General features: G+C 60.2%; 1 pseudogene. It reads left to right on the forward strand.

The window, feature by feature from the left end:
* Positions 1–261 (forward strand): annotated as a pseudogene (locus NDO48_RS29315) (cardiolipin synthase); the annotation flags it as partial.

The following is a 261-nucleotide window of genomic DNA, read 5'->3' on the forward strand; positions in this document are numbered from 1 at the left end:
CTTCGAGGCCATGCGCCGGGCGCAGCGGGAGATCTTGCTGGAGACCTTTATTCTGTTCGAAGACAAGGTTGGCAATGAGCTGCAAGGCATCCTGATTGAGGCGGCGCAGCGTGGCGTAAAGGTGATCGTCAGCCTCGATGGCTTTGGCTGCGGCGAACTGAGCCCTGCCTTTCTCAGTGAGCTGGCCGAGGCCGGGGTGACGGTGCAAATGTTTGACCCGGCAGCGAAGATAGTGGGCATTCGCACCAACTGGTTCCGTCG

Origin of the sequence: Aminobacter sp. MET-1, from assembly GCF_026521175.1 — a bacterium.
Classification (GTDB): domain Bacteria; phylum Pseudomonadota; class Alphaproteobacteria; order Rhizobiales; family Rhizobiaceae; genus Aminobacter.